Source organism: Streptomyces sp. NPDC005266 (genome assembly GCF_040607655.1).
Taxonomy (GTDB): domain Bacteria; phylum Actinomycetota; class Actinomycetes; order Streptomycetales; family Streptomycetaceae; genus Streptomyces.
In genome coordinates, this window is sequence record NZ_JBEXHC010000006.1 from 308,357 (window position 1) to 324,320 (window position 15,964).

General features: G+C 72.0%; 13 protein-coding genes. 4 read left to right on the top strand and 9 right to left on the bottom strand.

All coding sequences use genetic code 11. The features are described from left to right. Nucleotides 1-2: 2 nt before the first annotated feature. Entirely contained in the window at nt 3-1,403 is a 1,401-nt protein-coding gene (locus tag ABZU99_RS15000) for a glycosyltransferase 87 family protein (RefSeq protein ID WP_356043151.1), read from the bottom strand. 218 nt (nt 1,404-1,621) lie between these two features. Here ABZU99_RS15000 and ABZU99_RS15005 point away from each other — a divergent pair, with 218 nt between their 5' ends. Beyond that, on the top strand, nt 1,622-2,047 hold the full coding sequence (locus tag ABZU99_RS15005) for a nuclear transport factor 2 family protein (protein ID WP_356043153.1): 426 nt from the start codon (nt 1,622-1,624) through the stop codon (nt 2,045-2,047). A gap of 28 nt (nt 2,048-2,075) precedes the next feature. Further along, complete coding sequence (locus ABZU99_RS15010) at nt 2,076-2,591, top strand: N-acetyltransferase family protein (protein WP_356043155.1); 516 nt, start codon at nt 2,076-2,078, stop codon at nt 2,589-2,591. Here the strand turns inward: ABZU99_RS15010 and ABZU99_RS15015 are convergent. From ABZU99_RS15015 to ABZU99_RS15035, 5 genes are all read right to left on the bottom strand, one after another. Further along, nucleotides 2,575-2,733, bottom strand: a complete 159-nt coding sequence (locus ABZU99_RS15015) for a hypothetical protein (RefSeq protein ID WP_356043158.1) — start codon at nt 2,731-2,733, stop codon at nt 2,575-2,577. The genes ABZU99_RS15010 and ABZU99_RS15015 overlap by 17 nt on opposite strands. Before the next feature lie 81 nt (nt 2,734-2,814). Next, nucleotides 2,815-4,005 carry a PLP-dependent aminotransferase family protein gene (locus tag ABZU99_RS15020; protein WP_355940586.1) on the bottom strand — a complete coding sequence of 397 codons (1,191 nt, stop codon included), beginning with the start codon at nt 4,003-4,005 and terminating at the stop codon, nt 2,815-2,817. Nucleotides 4,006-4,386: 381 nt separating this feature from the next. After that, nucleotides 4,387-4,596, bottom strand: coding sequence for a DUF397 domain-containing protein (locus ABZU99_RS15025; RefSeq protein WP_356043161.1), 210 nt, complete (start codon nt 4,594-4,596; stop codon nt 4,387-4,389). 246 nt (nt 4,597-4,842) lie between these two features. After that, nucleotides 4,843-5,715, bottom strand: a complete 873-nt coding sequence (locus tag ABZU99_RS15030; protein ID WP_356043164.1) for a helix-turn-helix transcriptional regulator — start codon at nt 5,713-5,715, stop codon at nt 4,843-4,845. 481 nt (nt 5,716-6,196) lie between these two features. Next, complete coding sequence (locus ABZU99_RS15035) at nt 6,197-6,946, bottom strand: GPP34 family phosphoprotein (RefSeq protein WP_355940595.1); 750 nt, start codon at nt 6,944-6,946, stop codon at nt 6,197-6,199. Nucleotides 6,947-7,150: 204 nt separating this feature from the next. Here ABZU99_RS15035 and ABZU99_RS15040 point away from each other — a divergent pair, with 204 nt between their 5' ends. Both ABZU99_RS15040 and ABZU99_RS15045 read left to right on the top strand, forming a co-directional pair. After that, nucleotides 7,151-9,805, top strand: a complete 2,655-nt coding sequence (locus ABZU99_RS15040; protein WP_356043167.1) for a D-alanyl-D-alanine carboxypeptidase — start codon at nt 7,151-7,153, stop codon at nt 9,803-9,805. Between the two features lie 270 nt (nt 9,806-10,075). Beyond that, the gene (locus ABZU99_RS15045) at nt 10,076-11,977 is read left to right on the top strand and encodes an MFS transporter (RefSeq protein WP_356043170.1); all 1,902 of its coding nucleotides are present in this window, start codon (nt 10,076-10,078) and stop codon (nt 11,975-11,977) included. Between the two features lie 269 nt (nt 11,978-12,246). On the opposite strand, the gene ABZU99_RS15050 is transcribed toward ABZU99_RS15045, so the two are convergent. Genes ABZU99_RS15050 through ABZU99_RS15060 form a run of 3 tightly spaced genes read right to left on the bottom strand, consistent with a single transcriptional unit; the run spans nt 12,247 to nt 15,961 of the window. Further along, complete coding sequence (locus tag ABZU99_RS15050) at nt 12,247-13,533, bottom strand: extracellular solute-binding protein (protein ID WP_356043173.1); 1,287 nt, start codon at nt 13,531-13,533, stop codon at nt 12,247-12,249. Further along, complete coding sequence (locus tag ABZU99_RS15055; RefSeq protein ID WP_356043176.1) at nt 13,530-14,462, bottom strand: hypothetical protein; 933 nt, start codon at nt 14,460-14,462, stop codon at nt 13,530-13,532. Before ABZU99_RS15055 ends, ABZU99_RS15050 begins: the two co-directional genes overlap by 4 nt. Beyond that, on the bottom strand, nt 14,459-15,961 hold the full coding sequence (locus ABZU99_RS15060; RefSeq protein ID WP_356043179.1) for a VWA domain-containing protein: 1,503 nt from the start codon (nt 15,959-15,961) through the stop codon (nt 14,459-14,461). The genes ABZU99_RS15055 and ABZU99_RS15060 overlap by 4 nt, the downstream gene beginning before the upstream one ends. Between the last annotated feature and the right edge of the window lie 3 nt (nt 15,962-15,964).

The window sequence follows — 15,964 nt, forward strand, 5'->3', positions numbered from 1 at the left end:
CCCTAGAAGGGCCCGCCGACACCCTCCATGGAGTACGTCCGGTGCGACGCCGCCCGGTAACTGGCCTCCGTCGGGGGCGCCGGGCGCCCGATGTCCCGGGAGGGGGGGGTCCGCAGGGCGCGCAGGGCCAGGAGGGCCGCGACCGCCAGGAACACGATGCCGATCAGCGGATAGACCGCGGTCAGCAGCATCTGGGGCGGGGTCTGGTGGAGTTCGACCCGGGTCGGCTGGTTGTGCGGCGCGTACCAGACCATGAAGGAGCAGAACAGCAGCCCCGTCACCACCGTCCCCGCGATCCATGTCGCCGTCCGCCGCCGCGCCGCCTCCACGGCGAGCAGCAGGACCATCGGCACCGCCCAGACCCAGTGGTGGGACCAGGAGACCGGGCTGATCATCAGGGCCGTTACGGCGCAGGTGACGGCGGCCCAGGCGCGGGCGTCAGGTAGGCGGGTGTCGTCGGCGACCTGGGCGATGACCGCCGCGGCCAGGCCGACACAGCCCACCAGGACGGCCGCGGCGAGCCACCACCCGCCGGGGTCGGGAGTGTGCAGCACCCGGGCCAGGGCACCGCGCAGGTTCTGGTTGCCCGCACCCTCGACATCGCCGGGGCGGTCGGTCGCGAACAGTATCTCGGTCCAGAAGCGCCGCGAGTCATGCGGCAGGGCCAGCGCCGAGAAGCCGACGGTCCACGCGAAGGCGGCGGTGGCGACGACCGCGCGCCGCAGCTGGTCGTTCCACAGGCTGCCGCGCAACGGGGCGCCCGCCCGCAGCCGCCGCACCCCGAGCGCCAGCCCGGCGAGCCCGAGGAAGACCACGAAGAGCCCCGGGGTGAGCTTGATCCCGGCCGCGATCCCGGTCCCGACGCCCGCCCACCGATGGCCCGCCCGGCGGGTGAGATCCCACAGCACCGCCACCGTGACCAGCAGATTGATCTGCCCGTAGCGCAGCGTCGTCCACACCGGCTCGCACCACACCGCGACGGCGGCCAGGGCCAGTACGGCGGCCGGGCGGGGGAGCCGGCGCGGCAGGCCGGTCAGCAGCAGGGAGAGATGGGCGAGGGCGACCATCAGGGCGAGGTTGACGGCGGTTCCGAAGGCCCGCAGGAAGCCCGTTCCCATGACGGTCAGTGGGGTGAAGAACAGGGCCGCGAAGGGCGGATAGGTATTGGGCAGATGATGCCGGGTTGCCCGCATGTCGTACAGATCCGCCGCGTTCCGCACGGTCCATCCCTCGGCGCGGTAGACCAGCAGGTCGACCATGGACACCTGGGCCGCCCGCTGCGCGATCCAGAAACCCGTGAAGGACAGCAGGCAGAAGACCGCGGCGCACAGAGTGGGGCGGCGCGAGGCGAAGGCGCGGGCCGGGTGGATCCGGGCGTCATCGATCGTCTGTGTCGCGGTCACGGGGCGGGCTCCTCGGCGGCAGTCGGCACAGGCGGACGACGATTCTACGTTCCGGATGATGGCCTCAGCCGGAGGGGAGGCTGCCCGCACGAGCCGAGAACCTGGCCGCCCGCCACCGGCCCCCCATTCCGCTTCCGTCATTACCCGGCAGGTAATCGACGGCCCTCACCGTTCCGGCCAGGATCGTCACCGGAACGCAGAAGAGGGGAGCGCCCACCATGACCGCCACCACCGACCGCACCCGCGCCGCCGTCCGTAAGTTTCTGGCCACCCTGGCCGAGGGAGACCCCGACCGCGTCGCCGCGCTCTTCGCCGAGCGGGTCGACTGGGTGATCGCCGAGAACCCGGCCGCCCGCTGGATCCGCCCGCGGTCGACCCGCGGGGACGTCGCGGCCCACTTCCGCGAGCTCGCCGAGGGCGTACGCCCGTACGCCGGAGGAAACACGGTCGACGCGATCGTCGTGGAGGGCACGGAGGCCATGCTGACGGGGCAGCTCGCCGGGACCATACGGGCCACCGGCAGGCCCTACCGCTCCCCCTTCGCGATGCGGCTGACCGTCGAGGACGGGCTGATCACCCGCTACCACCTCTATGAGGACAGCCTCGCCATCGCCACCGCATGCGCGCCCGGCAGCCCCCAGTGACGTTCCGCGCGCACCATAAGGTGGGGCCGTGAATGCCTCTGCCGTGATACGTGACGCCACGCCCGCAGACCTCGACGCCATCACGGCGATCTACGCCCACTACGTCACCGAGACCGTCGCCACCTTCGAGGAGACCGCGCCCACCGCCGCGGACTGGGCGCGGCGGCTGGCCGAGCTGGCCGGCCGCGGGCTGCCGTTCCTGGTCGCGGACGTCACCGGGACGGTCGCCGGATACGCGTACGCCGGGCCCTGGCGGCCGAAGCCCGCCTACCGTCACACCGTCGAGGACTCCATCTATCTCGCCCCTGGCCGGACCGGCGAGGGCCTCGGCCACGCCCTGCTCGACGCCCTGCTCGCGCGCTGTGCGCAAGCGGGCGTACGGCAGGTCGTCGCGGTCATCGCCGACACCGGGCACGACGCCTCGCCCGCCCTGCACCGCCGCTTCGGCTTCGCCCCGGCGGGCCGGCTCGCCGCCGTGGGACGCAAGCACGGCCGCTGGATCGACACCGTTCTCATGCAGCGCGACCTCACGACGGCGCCTTGACCGCGTCGTGCCGAGGAACCAGGAGCGGGATCGCCGGCATGAGGACACCGGCGAGCGCGATCGCGAGGCGGAGCCCGGTGATGCCCGCCAGCAGCACCCCATAGCGCCGGAACTTGACCCACGGCCCGAGCGGCACGGCCACCGCCGCTCCCACCGCCGGCCCACCCGCACCCGCACCCGCACGCACCCGCACCCGGCAATCAACGGACCGCGCACCCGCCCGCTACCGCAGCGCCTTCCCCAACCGCCGCAGCCCCTCCTCGATCTCCTCCGGCGTATGCGTCACAAAAGACAGCCGCATCGCCGCCGAGGCCACCGCGTCCGGCTCGCCCGGGAAGAACGGCGCCCCCGGCACATACGCCACATCGTGCCGCACCGCCTCCCGCAACAACTCCGTGGCGTCGTAGCCCTCCGGAAGCGCGGCCCAGACGAACATGCCGCCCTCCGGGCGGTTCCAGCGCGAGCCCTCCGGAAGGGCCGACGCGAGCCCCGCGAGCAGGGCGTCGCGGCGCTCGCGGTAGGCGTGGCGGACGCGGGCCAGATGGGCGTCGAGGTCGGAGTCGACCAGATAACGGGCGGCCGCCATCTGGTTGAGCGTCGGGCTGTGCAGATCGGCTGCCTGCTTGGCGATCACGCAGGCGCGGCGCAGCGCGGCCGGGGCGCGGAGCCATCCGAGCCGCAGCCCCGGGGCCATGATCTTGGAGTAGCTGCCGAGGAGCACCGTACGGTCGGCGGCCCGCGGCCCGGCCGCGATCCACGGCTGGGGTTCGCCCTCGAACCGCAGCTCCCCGTACGGGTCGTCCTCCAGGATCCACAGCCCGTGCCGCTCGGCGACCTCGGCGACCGCCTCCCGGCGCGCGGCGGGGAGGGTGCGGCCGGTGGGGTTCTGGAAGGTGGGGATGGTGTAGAGCAGCTTGGGCCGCTCACGCTCCACGACGGCGGCGAGCGCCTCCGGGTCGAGCCCCTGGTCATCGCTCGGCACGGGCACGATCCGCGCGCCCGCGAAGGCGAAGCACTGGAGCGCGGCGAGGTAGGTCGGGTTCTCGACGACCACGGTGTCGCCCGGCTCCAGCAGTGCCGTGGCGATCAGGGTGAGGGCCTGCTGCGACCCGCTCGTCACGAGCAGGTCGTCGGGGTCGGTGGGCAGTCCGCGCCCGGTCAGCCGGGCGGCGGTGGCGGCGCGCAGGGCGGGGTCGCCCTCGGTGGTGGAGTACTGCAGCGCCTCACGTGGCGTCTCCGCCAGCACCCGTCCGAAGGCGTCGGCTATGGCCTCGCTGTCGAACAGGGCGGCCGCGGGCAGCCCGCCGGCGAAGGAGATCACCTCGGGGCGTGCGGTGAGCGCGAGGATGTCGCGTACCGGCGAACCGCCGATCGAGGCGGCGCGGGCGGCAAGGGCGGGGACATCAGCGCGCATGGGTTTCCTCGGTGGCGGTGGGGGTGGGGGGGGTCAGCAGCTTACGGTGAACCGTGCAGCGTGCAACCAATTTGTCCACGATCCGGTCGCCCCAGTCCCATCCGCGACTCCCGCCCATGGGCCCTTCTCCGGCTGACCTCACATCAGGTAATTGGGGTCACCGGCCCCCCGAAGTGCGGGGATTGCTATTTCGGCGGCCTCGAGACCGATGTGATACGCGATAAGTGCGGCCGGCCACGCCCTGTCGAATGCATTTCGGCAATTCCCGGAGCGGAAATGCCGCGAGCCCTCTCGGCAGGGACGGCGGCCGGTCGAGAGGGCTCGGTGGCATTGCGGCGGATCTAGGCCGCCGACCGCGCTACCGCGGTCCGGTGCTATGGATCAGTCGAGGTCGTAGGCGCCACAGCTGACGTCGGACACAAAGGCCGACCACGATGTGGGGGCGAAGTTGAGGGTCGGTCCGTGCGGGTCCTTGGAGTCGCGCACGGCGATCTCGCTGGCGACCGGGGAGGAGATTTCCACGCACGCGCCGTTGCCGGCCGAGTACGAGGATTTCACCCACATACTCGTCTTTCCCTGTTGAATGGACACGGCTGCTCCGATGCGATTTGTTGACGAGGTGCACTCCTGTTTGGAGGCGAGACCGACGTTACTCGGCAACATCGTCCGGAAAGTGGGCCATTCACTCGACCGGATGGCATATTCCCCTGGCCCCTCCCGCGGGGCGGTGCGGAGGTGTAGCCTCCGCCCCTTCGGTCCCCACGGCGCGAAAGAAGAGGCGGCCGGGCGGGCTCGCCGCTCCGCCGCGCGCGATCGCGGCCGCGCCCGCCCGCACCGTCAGCCCTCCTCGTGCCGGCGCGCGTGGTCCTGGGCCACCTCGGAGATGAACTGGCGGCTCTGCTCCACGTTCAGCGCCTGGGCGCGCAGATGTTCGTACATCATGCTGTAGCTCTGCACGTCGGAGAGCTTCTCCAGATAGAGGTCGCTGGTCACGCCCTCCAGATAGACGACGCTCGTGTCCGACTCGTCCGAGAACTCGAGGATGGCGAACTGCCCGCTCATGCCCGGATGCGAGCCCATCCCGAACGGCAGCGCCTGCACGGTCACATGCGGCTCATGGCTCATGCGGACCAGATACTCCAGCTGATCGGTCATGATCTTCGGGCTGCCCACCTCGCGCCGCATCGCCGCCTCGTCCACCACGGCCCACAGCCGCAGCGGGCCCAGCGGATCGGTGATGCGCTCCTGCCGCCTGAGCCGGACCTGCACCCGCTGGGCGATCTGCTCCTGCGGGGCCTCCGGCAGGGCGCCGCTGATGACCGCCTCGGCGTATTCCGGTGTCTGCAAAAGGCCGGGGAGCACCTGGGGTTCATAGACCCGCAGGGACGCCGCGTCCGTCTCGAAGCCGATGTACACGCTGTACGGGACGTCCCCGAAGGCGTTCCACCAACCCTGCTGACGCGACTCCTTGGCCATTTGCATCAGGGAATCGACCAGCGCCTTGTCCTCGACCTTGTAGGTGCGACAGAGGTCGCGCACATCGCGCTGGCTGATGCTGCGGCGCCCGTTCTCCAGTCGGCTGATCTTCGACTGGGAGACCATCAGCTCCTCCGCCACCTCCTCCGCCGTCATGCCCTTCTCCTGGCGGAGTCTGCGCAGTTCCTGGCCCAGCCGGCGTCGCCGGACAGTGGGGCCGACGTTCGATGTCACAGGACGTGCACCTCCGGCTTCGTACTGCTGATTTCTGCTGTTCAGCAGCCTGCCACTACCGGACGGGGCCGCGCTGGGAAATAGCCCCACAGAGGCGGACGAACGCGCGCGCGGGGCGGTGGGGCGGCCGTACGTCCGGGTCGGCCGTCCCACCGCCCCGCGCTTCAGCGGCTCCCGAACCGGGTCGGTGGGGACTGCGGTGCGGTCGGGTGGAGCGGTGTGGTGCACGGTGGTGGTGCGGATACTGCTCGACTACGGCGCCCGCCGCCCTGCCGGCGGGCTGGTGGAGCGTCGGCCCCCGAGAGGTCCCGGGATGGCCCCGAGAGGCCCCGGGAAGGCCCCGAGAGGTCCCGGGATGGCCCCGAGAGGTCCCGGGATGGCCCCGAGAGGTCCCGGGATGGCCCCGAGAGGCCCCGGGAAGGCCCCGAGAGGTCCCGGGATGGCCCCGAGAGCCCGGAGCCCCGAAGGACCCCGAGTGGCGTCAGCGCGCTCCGACGCGGGCCATGCTCCCGCGGCGGGACGGCTGGGCCGGAACTCCGGCCGCGGGCTCCACCGCGGCCCGTGCCACCGGCTGTCGGCCCGCGGCCGGTGCGCGCCGTGGCTGCGCCGCGGCACCGTTCTGCACGTCCATCACGGCGTGCGCCACAAGACCGCCCATCGGGTCGTGCCGGATCAGATCCCGGAGCCTGGAGCGCGAGGAGCGCCCCTCGTTCCCGGGATACAGATGCTTGCCGAGCCCGACCGCATGGGCCAGAGCGGCGAGCGCGGCGGTCCGCGGGTCCGGCGGGACGCCGGTACGGATCGCGTTGTCCAGCCGAGCCCTGATCTCCCGGCTGATCGCCGTGTCCGTCGCCTGGTAGCGAGTCGTCGGCAGTACCCCGCACATCTGGCCCGCCACGGCATGCACCATGCCGCACCGCTCCAGGTGCGTGAGATACGTCTGGCGCAGCCCCAGTCGGGGCCCGCCGATCCAGTGGACCGCGCGAACCGGACTGCCGCGACGGCGCAGCAGTTCCAGCGCGGAGTCCAAAGTCGGATCTCCGGTCGGCCGTGGCAGCACCACGGCGATACGATCCCCGTCAGGGGCTATCCGTCCGGCCAGAGCCAGCTCTACTAGCTGTGCCCCGGCAAGGCCGAGGTCGAGCGACTGCGGCTGCGCCGTGGTACCCGTGGTCGGGTCCAAAGCGAGCAGCAGAAGCTCCTCCGGAATTGTTCTGCGGCTCCTGCCCATCCATGCCTCCCCGCGTGGATGAATGACAGGGTGACCCCTCTCACATTGGTCTGTCGAGAGTGCCTGGGGGATTTGGGTGGGAACCAGTAGGTATGTCGTTCTCGTCTAGCAGGTGGGCGAGCACCTGAAAGCGCTCTCCGGCGGTGCCGTTGCGCGGTTGCGTGCCGGACAGACAGGACACTGGTAGAGGTTGGGCTGCGGGACGTGACGACACAAGGCGTGGGGCGTCCCGCGACACATATCGAGGAGGCATCGGTGGCGGGCGAGTCCCCCGGCAGGTCGGATCAGCAGAAGTCGTCGGGGGAGACGGCTCGGGGAGAACGCGATCCGCGGCTCGCGGTCTCCCGCGATGATGAGGAGGCCGGGGGCGCTTCGGCGGTCGCCGTCGCGTCCAAGGCCCCCGAGGCCGAGCCGGAGCCGGCTCCCGGGGGGCCGGGCGAGGAGCCGAGCGCGGGGCCGGAAGCGGAGACCGAAGCGGAGCCGGAGGAGTCGGCCACCGCGGGGGGTGACGAGCCGTCCGATGTTCGCGATGGCGAACGTGGTGACGAACCCTCTGCGCCGGAGGCGGCGGAGACGGCGGACGCGAAGGCGGACGCGGCCGAACCGGAGGCCGGGTCGGAAGCCTCGGAGACCGCGTCGGGCCTGCCGGTCCGTCCCAAGGCGGACGGCGGCGAGGGCGAGAGCGCGGCCTCGGAGAGCAAGGCCGACTCGCCGGAGAAGCCGGAGACGGCTGACAGCCCCAAGGCATCGGATGGCGCAGCGGATGAAGGGGATGCGCCCGAGGGCCGCGATGCCCGGCTGCGTGAGGCGGTGGCGGCATGGGTCGCCACGGCGGACGCGGACGACGAAGCGGGTAAGGGCGCGGACGCTCACAGCGGTGCCGGCGCCGCCGATGAGGCGGACGCGGACAGCGGTGCCGGCGCCATCGATGAGGCGGACGCGGACAATGACAAGGACGACGCCGCGTCCAAGCCGTCGATCGATCAGCGGACAGCGGTGTTCCGTACGCTGAAGCCGAAGTCCGCCGCCGAGGACGAGGCCACGAAGGACGAGCCGAAGAAGGACGAGGCGGCGTCCGACGCGGACGGCAGCGCGGACGACGACGCCCCCTCGCGCCCGGTCGACCGGCCCACGGCCGCCTTCCGTGTGCTGAAGGACAAGGACAAGGAAGGGGACTCGGCCGCGAAGGGCTCCGACACGCCCACCCCGGACAAGAAGAGTGGGTCCGAGAAGGCGGCGACGTCCGAGAAGCCCGCGACGCCCGAGAAGAAGGACGAAAAGGGCGTCGATCAGCCGACCACCGCCATCAAGGCGATCGGCACCCCGGACAAGACGGCGTCCGACGAGAAGCCGTCCGGCAAGAAGCCCATCGGTGAGTCGGACAACGAGCGCACCAGCAAGTTCGTACCGCTGCGGTCCCCCGACGACCCGGCCCCGCTGAAGCCGTCGGCCCCCGCGAAGCCGTCGGCCGTGCCGGCCAAGCCGTCGACCGTGCCCGCCAAGCCATCGGCGCTGCCCGAGACCGAGCGCACCAAGCAGCAGCCGCTGCCGCCCCCGACGTCCGACGGGAAGCAGCCCGCGCCGCTCGATCTGCTCGCGCAGCTGACGAACACCCCGCCCAAGCCCGAGACCCCGATCCGTACGGCGGTGCGGCGGGTCAAGATCTGGACGCCGCTGGTCCTGCTGCTCGTCTTCATCCTGGGCGTCATCCAGGCGCTGCGGCCGCTGCCGGAACCCACGCTGAAGCTGACCGCCGACGCCACGTACTCCTTCAAGGGCGGCAAGCTCGCTATGCCCTGGCCCGGCCAGGGCCAGTCCGCGGTCGAGGTCGAGGGCGTGGGGAGCCTGGGTACGTCCGGGGAGCAGAAGCCGGTGCCGATCGCCAGCGTCACCAAGGTGATGACGGCCTATGTGGTGCTCAAGGACCATCCGCTGAAGGGCGACGCCGAGGGGCCACGGATCGCGATCGACGCGCAGGCGGCCAAGGAGGCGGAGTCCGCGGACGAGTCGCGGGCGGCGGTCAAGGAGGGGCAGCGCTTCACCCAGCACCAGCTGCTCCAGCTGCTGCTGATCAACTCCAGCAACAACATCGCCCGGCTGTTGGCCCGCTGGGACGCGCGGTCGCTGGACGCGTTCGTCAAGAAGATGAACGATGCCGCCAAGAGCCTGGGGATGAAGGACACCACCTACACCGACCCCAGCGGTCTGAAGGAGACCACCGAGTCGACCGCGGCCGACCAGCTGAAGCTGGCGAAGGCGGCGATGCAGTCCGAGGCGTTCCGGAACGTCGTGGCGACGCCGAACACGGATATCCCGGGCCTCAAGGACCGGATCTACAACAACAACAACCTGCTGGTGAAGCCTGGCGTGATCGGTATCAAGACCGGTTCGTCCACCCCGGCCGGCGGTGCGCTGATGTGGGGCGCCGTGCGGACGATCGACGGCAAGCAGCAGCGGATCCTCGGTGTCGTCCTCGAACAGCGCGCGACCACCACGCTGGACGCCAGCCTGCAGCTGGCTCAGGCGAACAGCTACAAGCTGATCACCGCCGCGCAGAACGGCCTCACCTCGGCCACGGTCATCGAGAAGGGTGATGTCGTCGGCCAGGTGGACGACGGTCTCGGCGGTACGACACCGGTCGTCGCCACCAAGAACCTCACGGCGGTCGGCTGGGCCGGTCTGACGGTCGACATAAAGATCGGCGACGGCGGCAAGACGGTTCCGCACGAGGCCAAGGCGGGCACGGTGGTCGGCGAGCTGACCGTCGGCACCGGTCCGGGGCAGCTCAAGGCGCCGGTGGCGCTGCAGGGCGACGTGTCCGAGCCGTCGATCGGCTCAAAGCTGACCCGTATCGGCTGACCCGACGGGGTACCGGGCGGGGTACCCGACGGGGTACCGGGCGGGGTACCAGGGGTGCGGTTCGTGCGAGGCGGCCCCGGCGCGCTACTCGCGCCGGGGCCCGGGGGAGTTGGCGGGGGCCGTGCGTGCTAGCGTCGCGTCCGTCCCCGGCCTGGACCCGCCATGCCGAACCGGGTCAACCCGCCGTGGCGAACCGGGGTGAACCGGTAAACCGGTACAGGGTTGCGGGAAGATGGCAGCAGACCTCGGGGGAAGACGGGGAGAGCCGCAGTGACCACCGTGGATCCGACACGGGCCGACAAGGGCGGAAGCTCGGAGGAGAGCACCGCCGCCCGAATACACGTACCCGCGCAGCGCTGGCCCGCCGAGCCGACCGGCCCCGCGGAGGCGGAGCGCGGTGATGAGCAGGGCGTACGGGGTGGTCTGCTCCGGCGCGCCTGGGGGACTCTGCGTCACCCTGTTCCCGCCGCCCTGGCCGCCGCCGCGCTGCTGCATCTGCTGTGGGTGGCGCTGCTCGCCAACAGCGGGGGTGACCTGGCCGCGCAGGACGCGTGGGCGGAGTTCGCGCTCCAGCACCCGGACTCGGCGTACAACCTGGCCTGGTACGGCGGGATGCACCCGGTGTCCTACAGCGTCATCTCGCCGTATCTGATGGCGGTCCTCGGCGTCCGCTCGACGATGGTGATCGCGGGGACGCTGACCGCGGGGCTGCTCGCGCTGTTGCTGGTCCGCAGCCGCGCCGTCGCCCGGCCGCTGTGGCCCGCCCTGTACGGCGCGTTCGCGCTCACCTGCAACGCGATCTCGGGGCGGGTGACCTTCGGGCTCGGCGCGATGTTCGGGATCGGGGCGGTGGCCGTGATCTTCGCCTGGCCCGCGAAGTGGCGGTCCCGGCACTGGCATCACAAGACCGGAAGGTTCCTGCTGGCCGCCCTGCTGGCCGCGCTGTCGACCATGTCGAGCCCGGTGGCGGGCCTGTTCGTGGGGGTAGTGGCCGCCGCCCTGTGGCTGACCAAGCGGCGCTTCGCCGCGTACGCGCTCGGGGTCACGCCCGTGCTGGTGGTCGGCCTGTCCGCGTGGCTGTTCCCGTTCTCCGGTGAGCAGCCGATGTCCATCGGGTCGGTGGTGCTGCCGTTCATCACCGGCGCCGCGGTCTGTCTGGTCGTCCCGGTCGAGTGGGTGACGGTGCGGGTCGGCGCGGGGCTCTACTGCTTCGGTGTGGTGCTCACCTGGCTGATCCCCTCTCAGGTCGGCACCAATATCTCCCGCCTCGGCATGATCTTCGGCGGGGTGGTGCTGATCGCCGTGCTGCCTCGCGTCGGCAGACCGCCGCGTGCCGAGCTGCGCACGACGAGCGCGGGCCGCCGCTGGACCGCGCTGGTGCTGGCCCTGGCGACCGTCACGGTCTGGCAGGGCGTCAAGACCGCCGACGATGTCATCCACACCACTCCCTCCGCGTCCTGGGCCCGTGAGCTGGCCCCGCTGGTCGACACCCTGAAGCGGCAGAAGGCGGACCGGGGCCGGGTCGAGGTGGTCCCGGTGCGCAGCCACCGCGAGTCCTCCGCGCTCGCCCCGTACGTCAATCTGGCGCGCGGCTGGAACCGGCAGCGGGACCTGGACCGCAACCCGATCTTCTACGGCGAGGACACCCTGACCCCGGCCAGCTACCACGAATGGCTCAAGCGCTGGGCCGTGCACTATGTGGTGCTGCCCGCCGACGACCCGGACACCGCGGCGGAGCAGGAAGCCGAGCTGCTCTCCACCGATCTGCCCTATCTGCGGCAGGTGTGGTCCGACGCCAACTGGAAGCTGTACGAGGTCAAGGACCCGACGCAGATCGCCGACCCGCCGGCCATCGTGGAGCGCGCGGGCGCCGAGCAGCTGGTGCTGACGGTGCGCTCCAAGGGCCCGGTGCTCATCCGCATCCCGTACTCGCCGTGGCTCGGCCTGGTGGCCGCCGACGGGCACAGCGTCAAGGCGCCGAAGATGACCGCGGGCGAGCCGCTGCCGGTCAACCGCGAGGGCTGTCTCACCAAGGAGATCGTGGGCGGTGAGGAGGGCCAGCCGGAGGACGAGTGGACCGTGTTGCACGCCCCGCGCGCCGGCACCTACCGGATAACGGGCAAGTACCGGCTGCCGCGCGGCACGCCCTGCCCGGACGAGATGGCGCCGTAGGCGAACCGAGCCTCCAGAAAAGGGGGCGAGCCGCCGGTCAGCGGCAGACCCTGGACAGTCATGGCTGGCCGCGGTCCGCGGGGGCGAGCCGCCGGTCAGCCGCAGACCCTGGACAGTCATGGCTGGCCGCGGTCCGCGGGGGCGAGCCGCCGGTCAGCGGCAGACCCTGGACAGTCATGGCTGGCCGCGGTCCGCGGGGGCGAGCCACCGGTCAGCGGCAGACCCTGGACAGCCATGGCTGGCCGCGGTCCGCGGGGGCGAGCCACCGGTCAGCCGCAGACCCTGGACAGCCATGGCTGGCCGCGGTCCGCGCGGAGGCTCTTGCGGACCTTCTCCAGTATCCGCAGCAGCCCGATCGGGTCCTTCCGGGTGTCGCTGAGATACGCCAGCACCGCTCGCTGGAAGGCGAGCCGCATCCGGGTGGGCATGGCGTCGGACGCGTCCAGGCACAGCGCGCCGGAGTCCTTGAGGGCCCGCGCGATCCGCCGGGCCACGCCGTCGTCGCCCTGGGCGCCGAGCGGGACCGTGCTGTTGGCGGAGAACGGGCGGGTGTGGGCCTCGGCGGTGTTCTCCGCCCAGCCCTGCTGCGCGTCGGCGGAGGCCAGATAGCGGATCAGCTGACGCGCCTGCGGGGTGTCACGGAACATGGTGGCGAAGTCCCCCGACACCTCCCGGACCGTGGACCGGGCGTCGGTCTCGGGGATCAGTCCGGCCGAGAAGGCGAAGTCGGCGTCGGCGGGGCGGGCGTAGCCGCCGCGGATGAACGAGCCCTGGTGCTCCAGCGCACACGGCGGGTTCGGGCCGAAGAGCTTGCCGCCCGCCTCGCGGAAGTCGGTGATCAGCGCGGTCCGCGCGGTGTCCGTCCCGAACAGCGACCCCCAGGCCCGCCATGCCCGGGTGACCCTCCGGTCCGTCCACGGCAGGCCGCCGGTCGCCCACGCCTGATAGACGTTCTTGCCCTGCTGCTGGAGCAGGATGTCCTCGATCCAGTCGGTGCCCGGCCACCCGGCGGTCGCGTCGCCGCCCATGCCGACGCACCATTGGCGGCCGTCGGCGGCGAGGGCGGACAGGGCGCTCGGCCGGCGGTTCCGGGCGTGCCAGACGATGCTCTTCAGATCGGCCTTGATCGCGACGCCGTAGACCGCCCCGCCCCCGCGCAACGTGGGCTTCCACAGGGGGCCGTACTGCTGGAGCGTCCGCTCGGGGATGGTCCGGTCGAGCCGGACCATATCACCCGCGTCGGCGTAGCCGGCCACTTCACCGGGGCTGGGGAGCACGGCGATATCGGGCGGGGTCTCGGCCTCCACCTCCGACCGCAGCACCTCGCGCAGCGCGGTGGTGCCCTGGTAGTCGACACGGATTCCGGTGCGCTGGGTGAACGTGTTCAGCATGCGGCGGAACGCGTCGCCCTCGGCCCCGGTCCAGGAGGCGAGCACGCTGACCCTGCCGCGCGGCTGGCGCCCGCCCATGTCGCCCGCGCTGAGGAAGGACAGCGCCACCAGCCACAGCCCGAGGACGGCCGCGGTCACATCACGGGAGCGGGCCGCGGCGCTCATCGGGGCTGGAACCTGTACTCGTCGATGCGCGGCTGGAGACCGACGAGGACCAGCGCGGCGAGCAGCGTGCCGCCCAGGGGTATCCAGCCGACGGCACCCGCCCGCCAGTGTGTGTCCCGCATCGTCTTCGCGACCTTCCTGGCGGTGGGGCCGCCGGTGCGGCCGATGTCCGGTTGCGTCAGGCTGTGGCGCGCCGAGGCCAGCCGGTCCTGTGTCTGATAGGTGAAGAGGGCCAGTGGCAGTACGGCGAGGAGCAGTGCGGTGGCCGCGGCCAGCCAGGGGTTGACCAGGCGGCGGAAGCGGTGGCGGAGGAAGCGCTGGGTGTGGATGAGGAGTACGGCGAGCGTGGTGAACAGCGCGGGCACCAGAATCCACCAGGCGAACGACAGCAGCCACCCGATGGACGTCTGCTGCAGCAGGGCACTCTGCTGCTGCTCCTGCACTCCCTCGAGGCGGTGGAGGATGCTGCTGTCGCCGCGCCGCAGCATGGTGTCGGCGTAGCCCAGGTAGGCATCGTGCAGCGTCCGGTTGTCGCGGTTCACATAGGCCTTCTCGATGGTGTCGCCGTAGGCGGAGACCAGGGCGGCGATGGTGCGCAGCGACTGGCCGGCCGACTCGCCTCCGGTGGTGCTCTTGGCGACTTGGGCCAGGTTCTGCTTGGCCGCCGCCAGGTTGTCGCGGTAGTCCTCGCTGAGACCTTCGACCTCCAGCGTCGGGCTGGCGAGGCTGCGCTTCGCCTCGCGGTAGGAGTCGTCGAGAGCCTGCCTCGCGGCGGCGACCTGCAGTATCGCGGGGGTCGACCGGTCGCTCACCGTGCGGCAGTTGCGGCTGACGCCGTAGTACGCGGCCAGCAGCACGGTCGAGGCCGCCGCCGTGACCACGAGCAGGGCGATCAGCCGGCGGACGAGAAAGGCGCGGGTGCCGCTCATCCCGCACCGCCCGGGTCGGCGCGCAGGGGCGTTTGGCACTGCTGACAGAACGCGGCCCCGGCGGGCGAATGGCGCTCGCAGACCGGGCAGACGAGGTCCGGGCCGGGTGGCGCGGCGGGCTCCATGGGCAGGACACCGGTGAAGCGGACGCTCTCCTCCGAGAGGATCATCGCCGAGTTGAGGTCGAGCGGGCGGATCGGCTCCCGGATCCGTACCTCCCCCGTGGCGGCGTCGACGATATGGACCAGCCCGCGCAGCCGGTCCAGGGTCCTCTCGTGGCCCAGCTCATGCGCGAGCCGCACCGCCCGCCCCCACTGGGCGCGGGCCTCCTCCCGGTCGCCCGCCTCGTAGGCGTCGCAGCCGGCGGTGATGGCGTGGCCCAGCGCGGAGTTGGCGTCGTAGTGCGCGAGCCGGGGGTCGATACGGGACGACAGCAGCGGATCGTCCGTCCACTGGACGAGCACGGACTGCGGCTCGGGCGGCGGCAGGGTCGCGTCGCCGTCCACCGTCAGGTCCACGGCGGCCAGTTCGACGTCCTCGCCCGACGGGTCGCCGGCCGGATCGGCGAGCACGCCCACCTGGTACTCGCGGGTCTCGTCGCCCCACGCCGCGGTCCGGCACTCCCAGGTGCGCTCGTCGGGCCGGGTGCCCTCGTCGGTGAGGTCCACCCGGGTGGGATGGACCTGCTTGACGAAGCCGACCCGGCTGCCGGCCCGGGTCCGGATCCGGATCCGCACCCCGGCCAGTGCCTTGGCCATCGAGGCGCTCACCATCTCCTCGAACTCGGCGGTCAGCGCGGAGTCGTCCAGGACCGCGTCGGCCTTGCCGTGCAGCCGCCGTACGATCCGCTTCAGCTCGGCGGCGTCCCAGCCGTCGCCGATGCCCCGCGCGTCACAGGTGAAGCAGGGGGCGCAGGAGTCCAGCACCTGATCCAGATAGCCGGGGTCGTCGTGCTCGTTCCGGCCGTCGGTGAGCAGCAGGGTGTGCCGGATCGCGGCGGGCTGGCGGAGATGGAGCCGACGGGCCAGATCGAGCCAGGAGCCGATCGCCGTGCCGCCGACGGCCGGCAGCCGGGCCGCGACGCGGGCGGCGGCGGCCTTGGTGTCGGGCCCCGCGACCGCCATGCCGCCGGTGAATGGATAGACCACCTGCGCCTGTTCGGTGCCCTCGACGATCGCGAAGCGCGTGCCGTCGCGCAGTATGCCGACGGCGGTGGCGGTGGCCCGGCGAGCCGCCGCGATCTTCGTCGGCGGCCAGCTCATCGAGCCGGAGCAGTCGATGACGATGACCTCGGACGCCGCGGTACGGGCCGCGGCCGGGCCGAGCCCCCGGGCCTCCACGCTGAGGACGGCGTGCATCTCGGTGCGGCCCGCGGCGGTGGGCAGATACTTGTTCTGGTGCACCCGCAGGGTGAGGGCCGCGCCCTCGTCCGCGCCCTCCTCGTCCGCGCCCTTCTCCGCCCCGGCGGCGGCACTGTCTCTCCTACGGTCCGCTCTCATCTG

Excerpts from the sequence above, each read along its gene's own strand:
- ABZU99_RS15035 (WP_355940595.1), bottom strand. The coding sequence starts at position 6,946 with ATGGGCAGGAGCCGCAGAACAATTCCGGAGGAGCTTCTGCTGCTCGCT.
- ABZU99_RS15055 (WP_356043176.1), bottom strand. The coding sequence starts at position 14,462 with ATGAGCGGCACCCGCGCCTTTCTCGTCCGCCGGCTGATCGCCCTGCTC.
- ABZU99_RS15005 (WP_356043153.1), top strand. The coding sequence starts at position 1,622 with ATGACCGCCACCACCGACCGCACCCGCGCCGCCGTCCGTAAGTTTCTG.
- ABZU99_RS15060 (WP_356043179.1), bottom strand. The coding sequence starts at position 15,961 with ATGAGAGCGGACCGTAGGAGAGACAGTGCCGCCGCCGGGGCGGAGAAG.
- ABZU99_RS15050 (WP_356043173.1), bottom strand. The coding sequence starts at position 13,533 with ATGAGCGCCGCGGCCCGCTCCCGTGATGTGACCGCGGCCGTCCTCGGG.
- ABZU99_RS15020 (WP_355940586.1), bottom strand. The coding sequence starts at position 4,005 with ATGCGCGCTGATGTCCCCGCCCTTGCCGCCCGCGCCGCCTCGATCGGC.